Annotated in this window: 17 protein-coding genes; 10 read left to right on the top strand and 7 right to left on the bottom strand. The window is 40.9% G+C overall.

Annotation, left to right across the window (positions count from 1 at the left end; translation table 11 throughout):
- Window positions 1-2 precede the first annotated feature (2 nt).
- Together ACOB80_RS03800 and ACOB80_RS03795 are read right to left on the bottom strand one after the other, a co-directional pair.
- Window positions 3-1,007: an ABC transporter permease gene (locus ACOB80_RS03800; protein WP_473164473.1), complete on the bottom strand. Its 1,005-nt coding sequence runs from the start codon at window positions 1,005-1,007 to the stop codon at window positions 3-5.
- Between the two features lies 1 nt (window position 1,008).
- Window positions 1,009-1,893 carry an ABC transporter ATP-binding protein gene (locus ACOB80_RS03795; RefSeq protein ID WP_473164472.1) on the bottom strand — a complete coding sequence of 295 codons (885 nt, stop codon included), beginning with the start codon at window positions 1,891-1,893 and terminating at the stop codon, window positions 1,009-1,011.
- A 154-nt stretch (window positions 1,894-2,047) separates the two neighbouring features.
- Between ACOB80_RS03795 and ACOB80_RS03790 the strand changes: the two genes are divergently transcribed.
- Entirely contained in the window at window positions 2,048-2,230 is a 183-nt protein-coding gene (locus ACOB80_RS03790; RefSeq protein ID WP_473164471.1) for a hypothetical protein, read from the top strand.
- 7 nt (window positions 2,231-2,237) lie between these two features.
- Window positions 2,238-2,453, top strand: a complete 216-nt coding sequence (locus ACOB80_RS03785; protein ID WP_473164470.1) for a hypothetical protein — start codon at window positions 2,238-2,240, stop codon at window positions 2,451-2,453.
- A gap of 28 nt (window positions 2,454-2,481) precedes the next feature.
- On the opposite strand, the gene ACOB80_RS03780 is transcribed toward ACOB80_RS03785, so the two are convergent.
- On the bottom strand, window positions 2,482-4,626 hold the full coding sequence (locus tag ACOB80_RS03780; protein WP_473164469.1) for a GNAT family N-acetyltransferase: 2,145 nt from the start codon (window positions 4,624-4,626) through the stop codon (window positions 2,482-2,484).
- A gap of 207 nt (window positions 4,627-4,833) precedes the next feature.
- Here ACOB80_RS03780 and napE point away from each other — a divergent pair, with 207 nt between their 5' ends.
- From napE to pdxH, 8 genes are all read left to right on the top strand, one after another.
- Window positions 4,834-4,995: a periplasmic nitrate reductase, NapE protein gene (gene napE / locus ACOB80_RS03775; RefSeq protein ID WP_473164468.1), complete on the top strand. Its 162-nt coding sequence runs from the start codon at window positions 4,834-4,836 to the stop codon at window positions 4,993-4,995.
- Window positions 4,996-5,004: 9 nt separating this feature from the next.
- A complete protein-coding gene (gene napF / locus ACOB80_RS03770; protein ID WP_473164467.1) occupies window positions 5,005-5,532 on the top strand; it encodes a ferredoxin-type protein NapF in 528 nt (175 codons plus the stop codon).
- Entirely contained in the window at window positions 5,525-5,827 is a 303-nt protein-coding gene (locus ACOB80_RS03765; protein ID WP_473164466.1) for a chaperone NapD, read from the top strand. Before napF ends, ACOB80_RS03765 begins: the two co-directional genes overlap by 8 nt.
- 9 nt (window positions 5,828-5,836) lie before the next feature.
- Window positions 5,837-8,332 carry a nitrate reductase catalytic subunit NapA gene (gene napA / locus ACOB80_RS03760; RefSeq protein WP_473164465.1) on the top strand — a complete coding sequence of 832 codons (2,496 nt, stop codon included), beginning with the start codon at window positions 5,837-5,839 and terminating at the stop codon, window positions 8,330-8,332.
- 10 nt (window positions 8,333-8,342) lie between these two features.
- Entirely contained in the window at window positions 8,343-8,810 is a 468-nt protein-coding gene (locus tag ACOB80_RS03755; RefSeq protein ID WP_473164464.1) for a nitrate reductase cytochrome c-type subunit, read from the top strand.
- A 9-nt stretch (window positions 8,811-8,819) separates the two neighbouring features.
- Window positions 8,820-9,407, top strand: coding sequence for a NapC/NirT family cytochrome c (locus ACOB80_RS03750; RefSeq protein WP_473164463.1), 588 nt, complete (start codon window positions 8,820-8,822; stop codon window positions 9,405-9,407).
- A gap of 162 nt (window positions 9,408-9,569) precedes the next feature.
- Entirely contained in the window at window positions 9,570-9,752 is a 183-nt protein-coding gene (locus tag ACOB80_RS03745; RefSeq protein WP_473164462.1) for a PA3496 family putative envelope integrity protein, read from the top strand.
- Window positions 9,753-9,863: 111 nt separating this feature from the next.
- Window positions 9,864-10,517: a pyridoxamine 5'-phosphate oxidase gene (pdxH, locus tag ACOB80_RS03740; RefSeq protein WP_473164461.1), complete on the top strand. Its 654-nt coding sequence runs from the start codon at window positions 9,864-9,866 to the stop codon at window positions 10,515-10,517.
- A gap of 88 nt (window positions 10,518-10,605) precedes the next feature.
- Here pdxH and ACOB80_RS03735 read toward each other — a convergent pair whose 3' ends face one another.
- From ACOB80_RS03735 to dnaE, 4 genes are all read right to left on the bottom strand, one after another.
- Complete coding sequence (locus tag ACOB80_RS03735) at window positions 10,606-11,787, bottom strand: dicarboxylate/amino acid:cation symporter (RefSeq protein ID WP_473164460.1); 1,182 nt, start codon at window positions 11,785-11,787, stop codon at window positions 10,606-10,608.
- A gap of 87 nt (window positions 11,788-11,874) precedes the next feature.
- Window positions 11,875-13,254: a tRNA lysidine(34) synthetase TilS gene (gene tilS, locus ACOB80_RS03730; RefSeq protein ID WP_473164459.1), complete on the bottom strand. Its 1,380-nt coding sequence runs from the start codon at window positions 13,252-13,254 to the stop codon at window positions 11,875-11,877.
- Window positions 13,255-13,298: 44 nt separating this feature from the next.
- Window positions 13,299-14,255 (bottom strand): acetyl-CoA carboxylase carboxyl transferase subunit alpha, encoded by a 957-nt coding sequence (accA, locus tag ACOB80_RS03725; protein ID WP_473164458.1) that lies wholly within the window; start codon window positions 14,253-14,255, stop codon window positions 13,299-13,301.
- A 164-nt stretch (window positions 14,256-14,419) separates the two neighbouring features.
- On the bottom strand, window positions 14,420-17,953 hold the full coding sequence (dnaE, locus tag ACOB80_RS03720) for a DNA polymerase III subunit alpha (protein WP_473164457.1): 3,534 nt from the start codon (window positions 17,951-17,953) through the stop codon (window positions 14,420-14,422).

Here is a 17,953-nt window from a genome sequence, read left to right as displayed (position 1 = left end):
TACTAGCGTTCAGTGTTCCAGTTAAAAAAGTACGCACCTAGCACTAGAAACACAACCGACATAATAGCCATTACACTTAAGTGATAACTAATATCAGCCAGTGTTGCTCCTTCAGTAATTATTTTACGAGCACCAGTAACCAAATGCGTTAACGGCAGAATGTCTGCAAATTGCTGCAGGGCTTTGGGCGCACCTTCTAAACTAAACCAAACACCTGAAAGCATCATCATTGGCCAAGAGGCTAAGTTAAGAAGGCCACCTGTAAGCTCTTCACTTTTGGTTCGTGAAGCAACAAGAAGACCTAAAGTAATTAAACTAAATGCGCCGAGTAAACCAACAACAAACAAGTGCCAATAACTTCCCAACATGTAAAAATCAAAAAAGAAGTTACAACCAATGTATATTAATGAAGATGTCGCCATCACGATAAAAGCGCGAGAAACCATTTGCGCAGTAACAAATTCAAAAGCCGTTAAAGGCGTAGCCTTTAAACGCTTAAGAACTGAATTCTTGCGATAGCGAACAATTACATAGCCTACCCCAAATAAGCAACTAAACATCATATTCATGCCTAAAATGCCAGGAAGTACCCAGTCAACGTACCGTATTTTTTTGCCACTAGCGGTTAATTTTTCAAACTCACTATGGGTAGCGAGTAATAGTTTTTCGACAAAATAACCGTTCGGAGAATCACTATTTACCCAATATTTTTCCTCTTTAAAATCAATGAGTAAATCAATACTGTGTTGCGTAAGCTTTTGCTCACCTTTGGCCTGGTCTTGATAATCAATAAAATCAATAAACTTAGTCGAAACAAACTCAGATGATGCGTTTTCTAGATCTATAACACCAACTTTGTAAGCGGACTTACCTTCCCCAGAAAAAGCAAACGATAAAACCACAAGCAAAATGACTGGGAAAGCAATACTCCACCCTAAGGAAGACTTGTCTCTAACAAATTCAATATTTCTTGCTTTAACCACAGCTAAAAAACGTAATAAATTCATGTTACTCCCTCAGCGAGTGACCAGTAAGTTTCAAAAACAAATCATCAAGATTAGCCGATTTAACCTGTAAATTTTCTAGCGGAACTTGTTTTTCGATAAGTAGCGACATCGTTTGCTCAACATTAGTTGTAGCAATACGCACTCGCTGCGCTTCTTGTAACCATTGATGCTTTTCGATTAAAGATGCAGGCACTTGTTCTGTGGGCAAGTAAATACTCAATCCAGAAAAGTGTTCAGCTAATAATTCGCTTGGCGAGCCTCTTGCAATAATTTTACCGTGATCCATTATGGCAATATCATCACAAAGTTGCTCTGCCTCATCCATATAATGTGTCGTCAATACAATGGTTTTATTACGCTTCTTAATATTGTTAATCAACTGCCAAAAATTACGCCTTGCTTGAGGGTCTAACCCTGTTGTAGGTTCATCCAGAAAAACAATGTCAGGGTCATTAATCATAGCGATCGCTAACAATAGGCGCTGTCTTTGCCCGCCAGACAATAGCCGATTGTCTTTATCTAAAAACTCACCCAGATCACATACCGAAATTAACTCATCAAGCGGGACTGTTTCGCGATATAGAGAAGCAAAAAGACCTAATGTTTCTTTAACCGTTAAGAAATCTTGTAAAGCGGTATGTTGAAATTGAATACCGATTTGTTCTGAAAGCGGCTTGTCGTCAGAAACATTTTGGTATTTTATCTCTCCGGAGCTTGGCTTAATGATGTCTTCTAGCATTTCAATTGTCGTTGTTTTTCCAGCACCATTTGGACCTAACAAGCCAAAACACTGCCCTCTTTTAATTGAAAAGCTAATACCGTCTACGGCTTTTACTTTGCCAAAAGCTTTCGTTAACGATGTAACATCGATAACTTTCTCTGTCATTTTTGCACTCCTTAGTTAGCTTATTTATTTTCTTATACCCAGCCCTATTTTCATACTAAACATACAAAACCAACAAATAATAATAATTATCATTTGCGTTTAAATGATAGTTTGCTACATTTTGTACATAACATGAAACCCAATAGGAGTAGTAATGACTTACCGTCAACTTTCTCAAGACGATAATGATATGGCAAAAGTCGCAATATCTAAACAACTACTTACGCAATTGCTTATCCAAGGACATATTCACGGTGAACAATGTTTGTGCCTCAATAGCACGGCAAAAAGCACCATGTGGAAAGCGTTACTTTCGAGTATTGAACAAAGCGGATAAAACAAGAGTGAATGATTTAACGGCAAAAGACATCAAGCAATTAGAACAATGGTTAACAGTGTTGTTAGCAGCTTACTCAACTAACCCTACTGTAGGTTTGGCTAAAATTATACATCATCATGTTGAGAGAATTACTTTGTCTAACATCGACAATAACGACAGTGTTAAGAATATTCGCACTTGCTCCGCCCTTAAATATTGGCGTTGGCGGAGTTGCTTATAGTCAAGCTAAGTTTACTTTGCTCGCTTTGTTAATTTAACTCGGAAAGCGCAATGTATGCTTCTCGAAGCGCCGATGCTACCTGTTTCTTTCCTGTTAACCGCCATTTTTGAGCTAATGATTTATCATTTAGTTGCAAAATAAGTTTGTCAGCTAATAACTGTGCAGGTTCTTTTATCGCCATTTCTTTAGAAGCGTTAGCTAACAGCGTAGTAAACCATTTGTTTAATGCATATGCACTTTGTGCAAACTGACAGTTTCCTTTTTTAAACGCTTCTAACAAGCGTAACTCTTGCTGCTTTAATTCAACCTCAGCGTTGTTTCCGATAAGTAAGCTTAAAACTAACTGAGAATGCATATCTTGGTGATACCTTGGGATGTTAAATGCTAACGACTCATCAAAATGGTTCATCAAAGGTGCAAAAACGCCTTTAGCTTCATCAAATAAAGGGTTTAACATAAGTACACTGAACTCACCGCTTGCATTATCTTTATTTACCCCTAAACGCACGGGACGGAAGCCATTATCGGACCAAAAGTGATACAAAGAAGCAGACAAGCCAAAGCTTGTTCCCAATGTATGAACCTCTGATTGCCGTGCCTGCTCGTTAACAAAATTAAGTAACTGAGAGCCAATTCCCAACTGCTGATATTCAGGCACCACAGCAATACGCATTACCCGCCAATATTGCCATTCAAATGCTTCTTGGAATGCTAAATGTCTCAATAGAGACTGAGGAATAAACTGGTTTTTTAACTGCGACTCACTAGCAATTACTTGTTCGCTTCGCTGCTTAGATAAGCTTACACTGGATTCACTATTTCCTTCTTCAGCAATCAAAGCAACCGCTAATATATTGTTAAAGTTCGCCTCATAGCCAACAAAAATGTAAATACTTGGGTTATCGAGTAATAACTTGAGATCACTTGGAGAAGTTTGATAATGAGCCGTTACTAAAGTCGCAAACACTTGCTCAAGTAAAGCCTTGTCATTTAACAACTCGTGCTGTTGCACTTGTCTGAAATTGATTGAGTTTGGCGAAATGCCACTTTCTCGCAATTGCTGGCAAATTGCCGTTTTTGCCGAAAGCAAAAAGGCATCAAAGGTAAATTGTTCCAATGGATCGCCTTCTCTCCACCTAATTGGAGACATTAAATGCAATTCACTTGTTTGCTTGTTATTTTCTTTTAGCTCTTTAACAAATTTATAAGTAAAGCCCCTTCCTGCCCCTTCGTAACCATGCTGAGTTGTAGAGAAAACAAGGCGCGAGAATTTTTGCGTTAATTGTTTTAGCAAATAGATAGGTATCGCTGCGGCTTCATCCACAAGAACCAAACTTGGACTAGCCATGTCGTTAAACTCGCCTTTTAATAAAACATCGATTGGCATATAGCTAATAAGGTGCTGGTCAACTTCAAAACGTGTTCCCTTTAGCTTTCCTTCTGGAAAAAGTCGTTGTAAATGAAAAAATAAAATATCAACTGCAAACTGGTTAGGTGCACAAATTGCGATACTTTGTTTCTTGTCAACAGAGTTAAATAGTTCATTGCAAGCTAGAGCTAACGCAGTTGATTTCCCACGACCACGATCTGCGGTTATTACCAGAGGCCGTTTGCTATGGCCAGTGGCGACTTTTACGATTGCCTCTACAGCGCTTTGTTGATCTTCAGTCAGTGCGCCATATTTTCTGGAAGTTTTCTGTTTAGTACCTATTTTATTCGAACTTTCGTCAAGCAAATTAGGAAGCTCAACCGGTTGCCCCTCTTTTATAGAGACGACGCTTTGTGAGCTATTTACTTGTTGCCAAATATGCTGGATAAAAGGGTCAGGTGCATGCTGCTGATACTCAGATGGCAGCCAAATTAACAAACCTCCTACTTTCAAGGTTCCTGATAACGCCGCAAAAGCATCCGGGTGGAAAGCATCATCGTCAAACACCACGAGATTCGTTTCTCTTCCCAAGTGATGGCGATAATTTTTAGCTACGCATAGGCAACCATCAATGGCTTGATTCCAAGACAGGCCGATGAATCGTTCACTCAATAAACCTTGATATGACGACACAATGAATTGTGTTACAGAAAGTTGAAAATCACGCTCACCAGCTACAATGACTAAACGCCTCTGCTGAAGTTCCGTTAATTGTTCAATAAAAGACACTATATTCTTGAGCATGAATTTCTCTAAATCTAAGACACTAAAATGATTTTTTCTAAACTTTGATAATTTTATCAGGCAAAGTCAAAAAGCTGAACTACACTTATTCACGGGGCACTTTTTAAACAAAATTTAACATTTCTTGATTAAAAGCTTGTTTTAAATCAACGAAAATATAACAAAAACAAGAAATGATATATACAGAGCAAATTAAGGGTAACTGGCATGCAAGAACAAGAACTTGAAAGTAATGCCAAAAAGCATGAAAGGAATGTATTTATATTTCTCGTTGTCTTTTTGGCCCCGATATTATCTGTAATCATTGTCGGTGGTTACGGGTTTATGATTTGGATTTCTCAAATTATTTTTGGTCCACCTGCAAGCTAGGCTTCTTCAATGGCAATGGTGGAAAATCCATCACGCAGAAGGCTTTTTCGTGGCAATTTTGCAAAGCAAAAGCCTCAATTGCGTTTACCTTGGATAAAAAGTGAAAAGCATTTTATTGAACATTGTACTCAGTGTTCAAAGTGCATTGACGCATGTGAAACGTCTATTATTAAGCACGACGATTCGGGCTACCCATCAATAGACTTTTCTAAAGATGAATGCACTTTTTGCATGGCCTGTCACGATGTTTGCGAACAACCTTTGTTTCAAGAGTTATCAGAGCGCTCTGATCAAGCTTGGGTGGCAGCGATAGCGATAGACGAGAGGTGTTTAGCAGCAAACGATATTTATTGTCAAAGCTGCCAAGATGTCTGTGATCAAAGCGCAATCAGCTTCCAATATACTAAGGGCGTTATTCCACAACCTGCTCTTGATTCTTCCGCCTGCAACTTTTGTGGTGCTTGTATAAGTACTTGCCCACAAGATTCAATCGAAATAACACCTGAAAAATTAGAAAAAGAGGTGATTAATGGTTAACTCGGAAACAGTATCAATTTACGAGCCGCAAAAAGATGTTCCTTTAAAAAGTGACGAATATCACGTTGCCAGCTTTGTTGCTCACGCACAGCTTGATTTAGTTGATTTGGTTAAATCTGATATCAGCCAAATAGACGGAGCAGAAATCCATGCCGATGACGGCAATGGAAAAATCGTTTTTACTATTGAAGCCTCGAGCCAGGGGCAAATCGGCGCTTCAATTGACCAACTTAAATACCATACCGGCTTGTATAGCCTTTCGCCGGTTTACCATCAATTTGTTACGGAAGAATAAGGTGACACCATGAGCATTAATCGCAGAGAATTTATAAAAGCTAATGCGGTAGCAGCTGCTGCAGCCGTTGCAGGAGTGTCTGTACCAGCATCAGCTTCCAACCTAATCACTAGCAGTGACATTACTAAACTGAAATGGGACAAAGCTGCATGCCGCTTTTGTGGTACAGGCTGTAGTATTAACGTTGGCGTAATGGATGGTAAAGTTGTTGCTACTCATGGTGATATCAAGTCGCCTGTTAACAAAGGCTTAAACTGTATTAAAGGCTACTTCTTATCGAAAATAATGTACGGTAAAGACAGGCTTACAACTCCATTGCTACGTATGAAAAACGGTAAGTACGACAAAAATGGGGATTTCACACCAATCAGTTGGGATCAAGCTTTCGACATTATGGAAGAGAAAGCAAAGAAAACACTCAAGGACGTTGGACCTACAGGCGTTGGCATGTTTGGTTCAGGTCAATGGACTGTAATGGAAGGGTATGCTGCTGCTAAGTTGTACAAAGCAGGTTTTCGTTCAAACAATATTGATCCTAATGCTCGTCATTGCATGGCTTCTGCTGTTGCAGGCTTTATGAGAACGTTCGGTATCGATGAGCCTATGGGTTGTTATGATGATATCGAAGCGACAGACGCATGTGTGTTGTGGGGCTCGAATATGGCAGAAATGCACCCGATTTTATGGACTCGCATTACTGATCGTCGATTAAGTGCACCACATGTGAAAGTTGCGGTATTGTCTACGTTCAGGCATAGAAGTGCAGATCTTGCTGACAACAGCATGATCTTTACCCCGCAAACTGATTTAGCCATTCTTAACTACATTGCTAACTACATTATTAGCACTAACCGCGTTAATAAAGATTTCGTTAATAAACATACGAAATTTAAAATGGGAAACACAGATATTGGCTATGGATTACGCCCAGAACATCCAAAAGAAAAAGCAGCAAAAAACAACAATAAAGCAGGTGGCGCAAAAGAAATAAACTTTAGCGAATATGCCAAGTTTGTTAGTACTTATACTGCTGAATATACATCTGAGCTTTCAGGTGTACCTGTAGATAACTTAAAAGCTTTGGCTGAGCTTTACGCTGATCCAAAAACTAAAGTCTGTTCATTCTGGACCATGGGCTTTAACCAGCATACTCGAGGTGTTTGGGCAAATAACCTTGTTTACAATATTCACTTACTAACAGGTAAAATATCAACGCCAGGTAACAGTCCTTTTTCACTGACTGGTCAGCCTTCAGCTTGTGGTACTGCTCGCGAAGTTGGTACCTTTGCTCACAGATTACCGGCTGATATGGTTGTAGCAAACAAGAAGCACCGCGACATTTCTGAGAAAAAATGGAAAATCCCAAGTGGTACTATCCCTCCTAAGCCTGGCTACCATGCGGTATTACAAAACCGTATGCTTAAGGATGGAAAACTTAACTTCTACTGGGTTCAATGTACAAACAACATGCAGGCTGCCGCAAATTTAAATGAGGAAGGCTACCCTGGCTACAGAAACCCTAAAAACTTTATTGTGGTTTCAGACCCTTACCCAACGGTTACAGCTCAAGCTGCTGACTTAATTCTTCCTACTGCTATGTGGGTCGAAAAAGAAGGTGCCTATGGTAATGCTGAGCGTAGAACACAAGTTTGGTATCAAATGGTTGAAGCTCCAGAAGGGGCAAAGTCGGATTTATGGCAATTGGTTGAATTTTCAAAACGCTTTAAAACTGACGAAGTTTGGACTAAAGAGCTACTTGACAAAAATCCTGAATACAAGGGTAAAACACTGTTTGACGTATTGTATGCCAACGGTCAAGTAAACAAATACAAGTTAGATGAAATTCCTGAAGATAGACTTAATGATGAATCACGCCACTTTGGATTTTATCTGCAAAAAGGCTTATTTGAAGAATATGCAAGCTTTGGACGTGGAAAAGCTCATGATTTAGCGCCTTACGACAGATACCATCAAGAACGAGGATTACGTTGGCCTGTGGTTGATGGTAAAGAAACATTATGGCGATTTAGAGAAGGCTCTGACCCATATGTTGAAAAAGGAACCGACTTCCAATTCTACGGCCACAAAGATAATCGAGCTGTTATCTTCGCTTTACCGTATGAGCCGCCTGCTGAGGTTCCTGATGCAGAGTACGACTTATGGCTTTCTACAGGTCGTGTACTTGAGCACTGGCATTCAGGCTCAATGACGCAGCGTGTACCAGAATTGTTTAAAGCGATGCCTGATGCGCTCGTTTATATGCACCCTGACGATGCCAAAGAGCGAAATATGCGACGTGGCGATAGAGTAAAAGTTATTTCTCGTCGTGGTGAATGTGAGTCACGTATAGAAACAAGAGGAAGAAATAAGCCACCAAAAGGCTTGGTTTATGTTCCTTGGTTTGATGCTAGTCGCTTAATTAACAAAGTTACATTAGACGCAACAGACCCTATCTCAAAAGAAACTGACTTCAAAAAATGTGCAGTTAAAGTGGTTAAGGCCTAAGGAGATGACGATGAAATACTTTAAAAGAATAATCATGACGGCTAGCGTTTTAACAACTTTGGTTTTTGGTAATGTTATAGCTGATGACGATATAGCAACACTGCGAGGCAAAGCAATTCCAGAGCAAGCTAAAACCAATCCGATCCCTAAGATCATCAATGATGATATTAAGCAAGCTCGAAATTATCCGATGCAACCACCACTAATTCCTCACAAGATCAGGAATTATGAAGTTAACTTAAACACCAATAAGTGTATGTCTTGTCACAGTCGTCATCGCACTGAAGACTCACAAGCGCCTATGGTGAGCGTTACTCACTATATGGACCGTGATGGAAACTTCTTAGCGGAAATCAGTCCTAGACGTTATTTTTGTGATCAATGCCATGCAACTCAATCAGACATTAAGCCGTTGGTAGAAAACACTTTTGTCGACATGCAAAAACTGATGAAAGCTAAAACCACTGAAAGTAACTAGGAGTTTGCGATGAAAGAAACAATTAAAGCAGGCTGGAGAACCCTCAAAAGACCTAGTGCTTATTTCAGTTTAGGCTTCTTGGTCATCGGTGGTTTCATAGGTGGTATCATTTTCTGGGGTGGTTTTAACACGGCTCTTGAAGTGACTAACACCGAAGAGTTCTGTATTTCATGTCATGAAATGGAAAACAACGTTTATGAAGAAATGAAAACAACCATTCACTTCTCTAATCGTTCGGGCGTTAGAGCAACTTGCCCAGATTGCCATGTTCCACATGATTGGACCAACAAGATAGCGCGAAAAATGCAGGCGTCAAAAGAAGTCTGGGGAAAAATATTCGGTACAATTAATACTCGAGAAAAATTCCTCGCTAATCGTAAGCGACTCGCCCAACATGAATGGGCAAGGTTAAAAGCTAACGACTCCTTAGAGTGTCGTAACTGCCATAACTTTGATTACATGGACTTTACCGCGCAAAGTGCACGTGCATCTGCTCAGCACTCTACGTCACTCGCTAATGGCGACAAAACTTGTATTGATTGTCATAAAGGTATTGCCCATCAACTTCCTGACATGGCAAACGTAGAAGGCTGGTAGTTTTAAAACCCTATTAAACAATAGGCGATTGCAACTGTTTGTAATCGCCTTTTTTATTTTCATCCAACATTCATTTGACCAAATTTACTTCTTTGCCTATTTTGAAAGTGTGTAGTGAAAATTCACTCCTGTTTCCAGATGGCTTGCAAAGAGGTTTCGCACATGTCCTACGACAATTTAGATGGCTTAGATAACAGCGCTAAAAATACTTTAGATGACGAAGCAGATGTAAATATTGCACCGAGTGAAGATAAAGATCCTAAAGTAAGAAAGCGCATCGACGAGTTACTAGAAAAAAAGCGATTACGTGCCTTACTTGATGACAGCGAAGACTGGGAAGTTTAGTCGCATTACTTAGTTTAAATCAAAACCATTCGACAATATGTGAACCATCGATATTAAATTATCGTAAGACTTGCTACACTCTCCTCAAAATTTTAAAGCAATGACAAGATCATGACCTTTTTAGAAAAGTTACGCTGTTTATTTACTTTTGGTCAGGGAGTCGCCCTACCGTTACCGCAACTCTCTGAAAGTAGCTCTCCATATGAACTATTTGAAAGTTGGTTTGAAGACGCCAATAAATCAGGGATTTTATTACCTGAATCCATGTCGGTGAGTACAGTAAATAGTGATGGGCAACCTAGCTCACGTATGGTGTTACTAAAAGATTTCGATGAGACAGGCTTTGTTTTTTATACAAATTACGGCAGCAGAAAATCCAGTGACTTAGAAAATAACGGTAAAGTGGCATTGCTATTTCACTGGAACGTCCTACAACGACAAGTACGTATTGAAGGCACGGTAGAAAAAGTGTCAAAGCAAACGTCAGAAAAATACTTTCATAGTAGAGACCGCGGCAGCCAAATTGGTGCCTGGGCCTCAAAGCAGAGCCAAGAGATTCAGACCTATAATGAACTAGCTGAGCACGTAAAATATTACGAAGAAAAGTTTGAGGGACAGCCTGTACCTTTACCGCCATTTTGGGGAGGCTTTAAAGTGATACCTCACCACATAGAGTTTTGGCAAGGACGTGCAAGTCGATTACATGACAGACTATGTTTCGATAAATCAGACGACAAATGGCAAACCAGTAAACAGTTTCCGTAAGCTGCCAATTCAGTCGAACACTTACATTGAATAAAAATAAAGGCTTGCAATGCAAGCCTTTATTTTGGGTTATTCTCAGAAGCAATTATTAGCTACTAGCTTCATTTTCTTCTACAGGCGCCAGACCTTCTTCGCCAGCAAATTTATCCACCCAAAGCGCGATAGCACCATCGCCAGTAACATTACATGCAGTACCAAAGCTATCTTGTGCCATATAAAGAGCAATCATTAACGCAAGTGCTGCATCAGTAAAGCCAAGCATACTCGCTAATAAGCCTAGTGCTGACATTACTGCGCCGCCCGGAGCACCAGGAGCAGCAATCATAGTTACGCCCAACATCAAGATAAAACCAATCATAGCACCAATGCCTGGAAGCGCTAAATCAGGCGTTAATAACATGACTGCTGTCGCACAGGTAACGATGGTAATTGTAGAGCCACTTAAATGAATAGATGCACAAAGTGGAACAGTAAAGTTAGCCACGCCATCACTCACTTTATTGGCTTTGTTTGCACGTAACGACACAGGGATTGTTGCCGCACTCGACATAGTTCCTAACGCAGTGAAATAAGCTGGCATCATATTTTTAAGTAAGAATAGCGGTGACTTACCAACTGCTGTACCGGTAATAACATACAGCACGGTAATCCAAACCCAGTGCATAACTAAAGCAAGGACTAATACAACACCAAAAGTTTTAAGCGTACTAAACACAGAGCCGTCTACTGTCATCTCAGCAAACACACCGGCAATGTAGAATGGCAATGCTGGGATAATCACCTTGCTCAAAAGCATTTCGATAATATCTTTCGCTTCGTTCAAGTTAGTTCTAAGTGACGTTGCATTGGTGGCACTAATACCTATGCCGAAAATAAAGGCAATAGTAAGCGCTGTCATTACATCAAATAGCGGCGTGACTTGTAATTCAATAAAGCCTTTTAATTTTTCACCCGATGCATTTTCAACTAAGTTTTCAGCGGTTAACCCAGGAAGAACGTTGCTCGCTACGGTATACGCTAAGATGCCTGCGACTATTGTAGAGCCGTAAGCAAGCCCAACAGTTTTCCCTAGCAACGAGCCAGAGCCTTGTGGTAAAGAGGCAATACCACTAGCAATGTAAAATAAAATGATAAGTGGGATGGTGAATTTAATTAACTGACCAATTAAATCTTTGGCAGTGAACAGTAGTTGAATAACAAATTCTGGCGCGAAAAAGCCAATCAACATACCTGCCGCAATACCCGCGATCAGTTTAATGACGAGATTCATATTAACTCCGATTATTATAATAATTTAAGAGATTAGCCTGTAACACCAATTACATTAAATTGGTGTTAGCCAATCGATGAATTTATTCTAACCTGACTCGGTATTTTCAAGCCAGTAAACATTTACCGTAACTGTTCGTTCTCTTTCTACAAATGGCTGACAAACGAAGTAGCCCGCTAATCCTGCGAACTCACCATCTACATATATTTTAGGGGTGCGAATTCGCTGCCAACTTGGTATGCCAAGTTCTTGAAAAACTTTTTTAAGCTCTCGGCTTTTCTGGCGATAATCCGGCAAACATTTAGGGTTGTCAGCTTTGAAGCTTAAAATTACCTGCTCGCAATTTAAAACTATACGTAGTGGCTTTCCTATTAATGTTGACCCAAGCTTCTCTGGTAGCTCAACTGTCGAAAATAACACAGTACCCAAGCTATCAGGTAATTCAACGCAAACCTCCGTCTCAAATGCCAAAACATTTACATCGACAGAGAATTCCCAGCCAGAAACGTCTTGAAATTCGGTTGTTAGTTGCAGATACGATTTCGATTCCCGTAACCACACTTCACCTAATTTAACCTGTGCCTGCCCGCTTTGCGCCTTTAACTGCGAGTACAACTGTTCAAGCTGTGCCAAGGACGGCATTAATTTGTTATTTTCTGCTAAAAAGCGCCTGATCACTTGCTTAAACACTGATGGAGGTAGTTTTTTTAACTCCGAAAGCGCTAGCTGGTGCCTAGACACCCAACATGCTTGATACTGGCTTTGCAGCAAATCGTCAATTAACGCTGCGCTATCTCGACAATGCGAGGCAGAACGTGACACAGCTTTGGCAAAACCAGGCCAACGTTCACTTAACAAAGGTAAAATTTCTTGCCTTAAAAAGTTACGATCAAACTGTGTATCAACATTAGAATCATCTTCTACCCAGTCTAGGCCATGAGCTTTAGCAAAAACTATGACGTCAGCTTTACTCACTGATAATAATGGACGAAAAAGTTGTTGTTGTTCACTCCCAAAAACCATCTGCTCTGACATCGCGGACAAGCCCGTTAAGCCAGCGCCACGTTTAAGGGCAAGCAAAAATGTTTCTACCTGATCGTCTTGATGATGTGCCGTGACAATAACAGCGTTTGATGGTGCCAATGCTTCCAGCGCATTATATCTAGCAACCCTAGCAATGGCCTCTAAGCTTTGGCGTGCTTCTTTCTCAAGCGTTACCTTTTGGCAATGAAAAGGAATACCGTATTGCTGACAACTCTTTCTAGCGAATTCTTGCCATTCTTCCGCGTACTGGCTTAATCCATGATTAACATGACATGCACTAATATCTAACTGTGGATATTGCTTTTTAAGTTGTGAAAGTGCAAACAGAAGTACCTGAGAATCGACGCCGCCAGAGTATGCGAGCCAAATAGGTTTATCTTGAAAGGGTAGAAGTTTTTCTTGAAGAGTAGAAAGTAAGTCCACAATAAAAAATGGCTTGAATATCTCAAGCCATTCTCATCAATTGATTAACAGTAGCCGTATGACATTAAGCGTTGATAACGCTTTTCAATCAGCTCTTCGTCAGACAAGCCTTCTAATTCTGCTAAGTTAGACTTCAATGCTTGCTTTAACATAGCTGCCATTTGGTCTACGTCACGGTGTGCACCACCCATAGGCTCTTCGATAACGTTATCAATTAGTTCTAACTCTTTGATGCGGTTTGCCGTAATACCCATAGCTTCTGCAGCTGTCGACGCTTTCTCAGCCGTTTTCCATAGAATAGACGCACAACCTTCTGGTGAAATTACCGAGTAAGTTGAGTATTGAAGCATGTTCACGCGGTCACCAACACCGATAGCTAGTGCACCACCTGAGCCGCCTTCACCGATCACAGTACAAATAACAGGAACGGTTAAACGTGCCATCACTTGTAGGTTCTTCGCAATCGCTTCACTTTGACCACGCTCTTCTGCACCAATGCCAGGATAAGCACCTGGAGTGTCAATGAAAGTGATAATAGGCATTTTAAAACGCTCAGCCATTTCCATTAAGCGAAGTGCTTTGCGGTAACCTTCTGGACGAGGCATACCAAAATTACGCTTAACTTTCTCAGAGGTAGAGCGACCTTTCTGATGACCAATAACCATAACAGGACGGCCATCTAAGCGCGCAGTACCACCGACAATAGCTTTATCGTCTGCATATGCTCTATCACCAGCAAGTTCATCAAATTCAGTGAAAATACGTGACAAGTAGTCTTGCGTGTAAGGGCGTTGCGGATGACGAGCAACACGAGCCGTTTGCCAAGGATCTAAGTTGTCAAAGATCTTCTTAGTTTGCTCTTTATTTTTCTCGCGAAGTTGAGCAATTTGCTCTTCTAAGTCTAAGTCGAGCTCTTGACCTGTGTTGACTAATTGTAACTCTTCAATTTTGGCTTCAAGCTCAGCAATCGGCTGCTCGAAGTCTAAAAAGTTTAATGACATCTGTTTAACTTACCTATGTTTTAAATTCGGTTTTAAATACGGTTTCAAATTCTGTTCTAGTTCGCTGTAATCTAACCGACAAGTTTGATTAAACTCGCAAGCGATAGCGACTTTCATCACGCTTAAGACATTTTAACTAGTATCTTAAAGCACAATGTAATTAATTACTTAAATTGTAAGGCAATATTCTCATCACCGAGCACTGATTTCAATTGATTTAACAGCTTATCTGATGGCGTCACTCGCCATTGAACGCCCAATTCTAGCATAGCTTTCGCTTCTTCTCGCTGATAAAAAACGCGTACAGGACAAGTCCCGTCTTTGTATTCCGTTAGTATCTGCTCAAAAACATCAATAAAATCATGACCTATCGCACTTTTGTCGACTTGAACGTCCATGGAGGTGACAAAATTTTCGCGAGCTTCAGTAATGGTCATAATATCGCGGGCGGTCATTGTATTACCTCCAGAGTAATCATCAAAGCTGACCTGTCCGCTACAGACTAAAATACTGTCAGTAACTAACATCTCAGCAAAGCGATCATAATCATCTGGAAATAGCCTTACGTCCATGCGGGCACTTTTATCGTCGAGGGTGACAAGTGCCCAGCGACGACCGCGCTTATTTACTAAAACACGAACACCAATCACTAAACCAACTGCTGTTGCAGTGCGATCTTTGCCTGTTGGCGTCATGCCTACTAAACGGCTCGAAGCGTACTTTTTAATTTCTTTTAAGTAACGATTTATTGGATGACCTGTTAAATACAAGCCTAAGGTTTCTTTTTCACCATCCAGCCATACTTCTTCTGGCCACATAGGTACATCTTTAAAAGACTGACGAGTATCTTCTGGCTCTTCATTAATCAAACCAAATAAGTCATCTTGACCAATCGCTTGGGCTTTGTTGTGTTGCTCAGCAGCTTTAATCGCTTCTGGCAAGGTTTCGAACAATGCAGCTCGATGAGGGCCTTTATCAGTTTTAGGGCCAAGTGCATCCATCGCGCCTGATTTAATTAATCGCTCTAGCACGCGTTTATTGGTTTTCTTTAAATCGACGCGCGCACAAAAATCGAATAAATCAGCAAACGGGCCGCCTTCTTCTCTTGCTTGAATAATAGCTTCAATTGGGCCTTCACCAACGCCTTTCACAGCACCAATACCGTAAACAATTTCGTTGTCATCATTAACAGTGAATTTGTATAGTCCAGAGTTCACATCAGGCGGTAAAAGCTTGAGGCCCATGTTGTTACATTCATCTACTAGCGTAACGATTTTGTCGGTGTTGTCCATATCAGCAGACATTACCGCTGCCATGAATGGCTCGGGATGATGCGCTTTCATCCATAATGTTTGATAAGAAACTAACGCGTAAGCTGCAGAGTGCGACTTGTTGAAACCGTAACCGGCGAACTTTTCAACCAAATCGAAGATTTTCATGGCAAGTTCGCCATCAACACCCTGCCCTATTGCGCCCTCTTCGAAAACGGCACGCTGTTTCGCCATTTCTTCTGGCTTTTTCTTACCCATTGCACGACGCAACATGTCGGCGCCACCTAATGAGTAACCAGCAAGTACCTGAGCGATCTGCATTACTTGCTCTTGGTACAAGATAATACCGTACGTAGGTTCAAGAACAGGTTTTAACCATTCATGTTGCCACTGCTCATCTGGATATGAAACTTCTTCACGACCATGCTTACGTTCGATAAAGTTATCTACCATCCCTGAGTCAAGTGGACCCGGTCGGAACAAGGCTACCAGTGCGATAATATCTTCAAAACAGTCAGGCTTTAACTTTTCGATAAGCGCTTTCATTCCTGACGATTCCAGCTGGAAAACCGCGGTTGTTTGCGACGCAAGTAAAACTTTGAAAGACGCTTTGTCATCTAATGGAATTGCCGCGATGTCGATTGGCTCTTTGCCCGCTTTCAGTAGCTTTTCATCGGCCATTTCAATAGCCCACTGCAAAATAGTCAGTGTTCTAAGACCTAAGAAGTCAAACTTAACAAGACCTGCATCTTCAACGTCATTTTTATCAAATTGGGTAACAGGGTTTTTACCTTCGTCATCACAATAAAGCGGCGCAAAATCAGTAATGGTTGTCGGCGAAATTACAACACCCCCCGCGTGCTTACCGGCGTTTCGAGTCGTACCTTCTAAAATACGACACATATCGATAAGATCTTTTACTTCCGAATCTTGCTGATAAACCTCTGGCAGCTTAGGCTCCACTTCAAAAGCTTTTGCTAACGTCATACCCGGATCGCCCGGAATGAGTTTAGAAATACGGTCAACAAAACCGTACGGATGGCCTAACACACGGCCCACGTCTCGAATAACGGCTTTTGCCGCCATGGTACCAAAGGTAATAATTTGTGATACCGCATCACGACCATAGAGCTCAGCGGTATGATCGATAACCTCGTCTCGACGATCCATACAAAAGTCGACGTCGAAATCAGGCATAGAAACACGTTCAGGGTTAAGGAATCGCTCGAAAAGTAAGTCAAACTCTAACGGATCAAGATCGGTAATTTTAAGCGCATAAGCAACTAAAGAACCCGCACCTGAGCCTCGCCCTGGTCCAACTGGAATATTGTTATCCTTACTCCACTGAATAAACTCCATTACGATCAAGAAATAACCTGGGAATCCCATGTTATTAATAACATCGAGTTCAACTTTTAAGCGTTCATCGTAAGGTTTACGTATTTCGGCAAAATCATCTGCATCTTTATCAAATAAGAACTCTAGGCGTTCTTGCAAGCCCTCTTCAGATACTTTGACTAAGAAGTCTTCTATCTTCATTCCTTCCGTTGGAAAGTCTGGCAAGAAGTACTCCCCCAAGCGCACCGTTACATTACAGCGCTTAGCTATTTCTACACTATTTTCGAGAGCTTCAGGGATATCAGCAAAAAGCTCGCACATTTCTTCTTCTGTACGCAAATATTGCTGATTGGAATAATTTTTAGGACGACGCTTATCATCTAAAGTAAAACCATCATGAATAGCGACACGAATTTCATGAGCATCGAAAAACTCTTCAGAGAGGAATACAACTTCGTTTGTCGCAACAACAGGCAATTGCTGTTCTTGTGCAAAAGCGACCGCCATATGAAGATAATTTTCTTCGTTTTCGCGACCCGTTCTAATAAGTTCAAGATAATACCTATCAGGAAAATGCTCTTGATAAAATGACGCCAACTGCTGAGCAAGTTCATTGTTTCCCTTTAGCAATGCCTTACCAACATCACCGTCTTTCGCGCCTGAAAGAAGAATTAAGCCTTTGGCGTATTTAGCTAGCCAGGCTTTATCGATAACTGCCTTGCCTTGAACGTGACCACGTAAGTATGCTTCAGAAATAAGTTCAGTTAAGTTTTTGTAGCCATCGTTATCTGATGCAATTACAACAATGCGAGATAGCTCGTCTTCAAGCTCATCGCAACGCATCCAAAAATCCGTACCGATAATAGGCTTTATCCCCGCGCCGTGACACGCGTGATAGTATTTAACTAGACCACATAAATTGGTTTGGTCTGTAAGCGCAATGGCTGGCATTTTTAGCTCTTGCGCTTTAGCTATAATGGGTTTGACTTTATTCAAACCATCAGACATAGAAAAGTCACTGTGCACCCTAAGGTGAACAAATTTAGGCGGAACAAATGGGATTTCTGACGTTTCTATTTCTTCTGTCAT

The organism is Thalassotalea coralli, assembly GCF_055786205.1.
Note: the sequence above shows the minus strand (reverse complement) of the source record. Positions and strands in the feature narration are given on the sequence as shown.